Here is a 3,504-nt window from a genome sequence, read left to right on the forward strand (position 1 = left end):
CTCGCCTTCACTGCGGCGGGCAACAACTTCGAGCTGGCCATCGCGGTCGCGGTCGGCGTCTTCGGGGTCACCTCCGGCCAGGCCCTGGCCGGGGTGGTCGGCCCGCTGATCGAGGTGCCAGTCCTGGTCACCCTGGTCTACGTCAGCCTGGCCGGCCGCCGCCTGTTCTCCACCACCCCCGCACCAAAGGGATCAGTCCATGCCTGACACAGCCGATACACCCCAGGTCCTGTTCGTCTGCGTGCACAACGCCGGACGCTCCCAGATGGCCGCCGGCTGGCTCACCCATCTGGCAGGCGATCGGATCGAGGTCCGCTCGGCCGGGTCGCAGCCCGCAGAGACGATCAATCCGGTCGCGGTGCGGGCGATGGCCGAGGTCGGCATCGACATCGCCGCTGAGCAGCCCAAGGTGCTGACCGTCGAAGCCGTGCGGGTCTGCGATGTGGTCATCACCATGGGCTGCGGGGACACCTGCCCGTTCTTCCCCGGCAAGCGGTACGAGGACTGGAAGCTCGACGACCCCTCCGGCCGGGACATCGAGGCCGTCCGGAGCATCCGCGACGAGATCCGAGCCCGTGTCGAAAAACTGATCGCCGATCTCGACGCCCGATGACCCGGCCTGGGCGGCCTGAGCCGGGCCCGTGGCCCAGAACGCCTGGACCGCAGGTCCACGCCGGCGGTCCAGGTCCGACAAGGCGCCCCGCTCAGGGGCGCTGCGTGCCGGCCAGCAGCCAGACGGTGGAGATGAGCAGGCGGGCGGCGGCCATCAGGGTGGCCGGCTCGACGCGGTCGGGGGTCTCGGCGGGGGTCTGGTAGCCGGGCATGCCCATGCCGATGCCGATCGCGGCCAGCCCCGCCGCGGCGTAGCGGCGGTTGTCCGAGGCCATCGCTCCGGCCCGCAGCGCCACCCCGGTGCGGCGCCCGGCCCGGTCCAAGACGGCCAGCAGGGCATGGGCCGGGCCGCCCGCCTCGACCGCGGCCGCCTGGTGCAGTTGTGCGGCCCCGTCCAGGTTGATGACCTGGGTGCCCGGCGCCACAGCGGGGGCGTGGTGGGCCGAACCCCAGGCACCGACCTCTTCGGCGTCCAGGAAGGACACCCTCAGATCCACCGGCACGGTCAAGGTGGTGGTGAGGACACGGGCGGCTTCCAGGATCGCGGCCACCCCGGAGGCGTTGTCGGCCGCGGCGGGCAGGCGACGGCCCGGGTCGTCGCCCACTCCGTCGAAGTGCGCCGTCAGCAGCACCCTCGGCCCACCCGCCGTCCCTTCCCCCGCCCCCTCATCCGGCACGTCCGGCCCGATCGGCAGGTGGCCGTGAACGTTGACACCGCCAACACCGACCGCGCGCAGCGGTGCCGACGCGGTCACGGTCACTTCCCCCGCGGTGAGGGCATCGGCCAGCTGCCGGTGCAGGTCGGTGCGTACTCCGATGACCGCCACCGCATGCCGGGCGGGCCCGGCGATCATTTTGGGCATCCACCCGTCGTCGTCGGTGTTTCGGGCCGTCAGCACGCCGAGGGCGCCGTCGGCTTCGGCGCGCCGGCAGGTCTGCGCCCATTCGCCGGCCGGAGCCAGCACCCAGCGCCCGCCGAGATCCGCCGTGCCCGCGTCCGCCAGCGGCGCCGAGTGCGAATCGGGCAGTTCGGCCGAGGCCGGGTGCTCGACGAAATCGCGGCGATGCTCCAACCGCCGGGTTGCCCGGCCGGTGCTCCACTGCAACACCGGGGTGCGATACAGCTCTCGCACCCCGGCGACATCGAACGGGTCAAGCCGAACATCGGCGCCCAGCGTGCGTAACCGGTCGGCGAGCCAGGTGGCGGCGGCGTGGCCGCCAGGGGTGCCCACCCGGCGGCCCGCGTAGCGGTCGGCGGCCAGCTCCGTGACGCAGTCGAGCATCCGCCGCGCGCTCACCTGTTCCAGGGCGGCCGCCAGGCCGGGGGCCTCGGCCGCCTCTGGTGGCACAGGCGGGGAGGCGGGGGTCGGGGAGCTCATCCGCAGCATCCACCGGAGGTGTTACCGGCTGCGGCCGGGGTGGCCGGTGCCTGGCCGCGGCCCTCGGTCTGGGCGGTCTGCTCGGCCTCGGTCGTACCTCCGCAACACGACACGGCTACGGAAACGGCGTCGTTGGATGCGGTGGGAGCGGGGCCTCCGCAGCATCCTCCGGCCGCGGGCGGGGTGAAGGCTTCCTGCAGGTTCCCGATGAATCCACCGGTGCTCTCGCCTGCCATGGTGTGCCCCTTTCGGGTCGGTGGCGCACGTGCTTGCGCCGCACCGACCTCACTTGGATTTGACGGATATCTAAGTAGGGTCAGCGTTTCACCTTGATTAGAGAAATGTCAAGTTAGAAGAGCATCTAATCAAAATGGTGAGACGCGCTCTCGGCCCAGGCGGCGTTCTTCCCCGCGTTTGGACGCCGCTCACCGTGAACGATCGCGTCCCCGCCTCTCACCACAAGGAGCGGGCGTCAGGACCCGAACTGCTGCAGGACTTCGGCGACACAGGTTTTAGCGGTGCGGGCGGCGCCGATCAAAGTGGCCGAGGCGGGACCGGTCCAGTCGCCGTAGCCCAGCAGATGCGGGCGAGGTTCTCCGAGCGCGCGGGTGCCCTCGGTGGGGATCAGGCCGTCGTGGCCGCGCAGTTGCAGCGGAGCCAGGTGGCCGAGCGCGGGGCGGAACCCGGTGCACCGGCACCGCGCTCGGAGAGGCCCCGCCTGCGGGCACGGGCATCATCCGGCCCGGCAGTGAACTGTACCGGGCGGGAGAGAACGGCCGAAGCGAGGGCCAGGCGTGCCGCCAGGCGCCGCCCGGCCGGTTCTGGGCGTCGAGAATGACGAAATCGGCCTTCGCCCGACGCAGGTGGTAGCCCGCCGCCGACCACCAGCACGTCGACCCGTCGCGGCGAAGGTGATGGTGCCGTCGCCTCGGTCGGGCTCACGCGTTCGCGGGCTCGGCCAGCGGGGTGAACAGTGCGCTCAGCCGGGCCACCGCCGAGGGGACGATCCAGTAGTAGACCCAGGTGCCGCGCCGCTCACTGTCGATCAGCCCGGCCACCCGCAGGGTCTTGAGATGGTGGGAGATGGTGGGGGCGCTCAGGTCGAAGGCGCCGGTCAGGTCACACACGCACGCCTCACCGCCGGGGTGGGAGCCGATCATCGACAGCAGACGCAACCGGACGGGGTCGGCGACCGCCTTGAGCGCCGCCGCGAGTTCGGCCGCGTCGGCTGGTGAGATGGGTTCGCGGGCGATCGGGGCACAGCACTGGGTGGTGGCGGCGGTCATACAACAACCCCTTAATTCGACATTTGTCTAAATCATACGCGATGGTAGGCGACCAGCGCGAACGCGGCGATCGCGCAGGCCACCGCAACGGCTGCCATCACCCACTGGTAGCCGACCGCTTGGGCCAGCGCGACCGCGCCCAGCGGCGCCAGGGCTTTGTCGGCGACGGAGAAGGCGGCGATGCGGCCCGCTGGATGGGGAAGGGACTGTCGATGCCCGCACGGGAG

At 71.7% G+C, this 3,504-nt stretch carries 3 protein-coding genes and 3 pseudogenes; 2 read left to right on the forward strand and 4 right to left on the reverse strand.

Annotation, left to right across the window (positions count from 1 at the left end; all coding sequences use genetic code 11):
* Both ABZ260_RS48645 and ABZ260_RS48650 read left to right on the forward strand, forming a co-directional pair.
* A pseudogene (locus ABZ260_RS48645) lies at positions 1 to 207 on the forward strand (arsenical-resistance protein); the annotation flags it as partial.
* Complete coding sequence (locus ABZ260_RS48650; RefSeq protein ID WP_355632098.1) at positions 200 to 613, forward strand: arsenate reductase ArsC; 414 nt, start codon at positions 200 to 202, stop codon at positions 611 to 613. The pseudogene ABZ260_RS48645 and the gene ABZ260_RS48650, both read left to right, overlap by 8 nt.
* Positions 614 to 704: 91 nt before the next feature.
* Here the strand turns inward: ABZ260_RS48650 and ABZ260_RS48655 are convergent, their stop codons facing one another.
* The 4 genes and pseudogenes from ABZ260_RS48655 to ABZ260_RS48670 all read right to left on the reverse strand — a co-directional run.
* Positions 705 to 1,991: a M28 family peptidase gene (locus ABZ260_RS48655; protein ID WP_355632100.1), complete on the reverse strand. Its 1,287-nt coding sequence runs from the start codon at positions 1,989 to 1,991 to the stop codon at positions 705 to 707.
* Between the two features lie 472 nt (positions 1,992 to 2,463).
* Positions 2,464 to 2,682 (reverse strand): annotated as a pseudogene (locus ABZ260_RS48660) (pyridine nucleotide-disulfide oxidoreductase); the annotation flags it as partial.
* A gap of 247 nt (positions 2,683 to 2,929) precedes the next feature.
* Positions 2,930 to 3,277, reverse strand: a complete 348-nt coding sequence (locus ABZ260_RS48665) for a metalloregulator ArsR/SmtB family transcription factor (RefSeq protein WP_355632103.1) — start codon at positions 3,275 to 3,277, stop codon at positions 2,930 to 2,932.
* Between the two features lie 32 nt (positions 3,278 to 3,309).
* Positions 3,310 to 3,504: pseudogene (locus ABZ260_RS48670) on the reverse strand (hypothetical protein); the annotation flags it as partial.

The organism is Streptosporangium sp. NPDC006013 (assembly GCF_040614275.1).
GTDB lineage: Bacteria > Actinomycetota > Actinomycetes > Streptosporangiales > Streptosporangiaceae > Streptosporangium.

Coding starts and splice junctions, on each gene's coding strand:
- ABZ260_RS48650 (WP_355632098.1), top strand. CDS start 200: ATGCCTGACACAGCCGATACACCCCAGGTCCTGTTCGTCTGCGTGCAC.
- ABZ260_RS48655 (WP_355632100.1), bottom strand. CDS start 1,991: ATGAGCTCCCCGACCCCCGCCTCCCCGCCTGTGCCACCAGAGGCGGCC.
- ABZ260_RS48665 (WP_355632103.1), bottom strand. CDS start 3,277: ATGACCGCCGCCACCACCCAGTGCTGTGCCCCGATCGCCCGCGAACCC.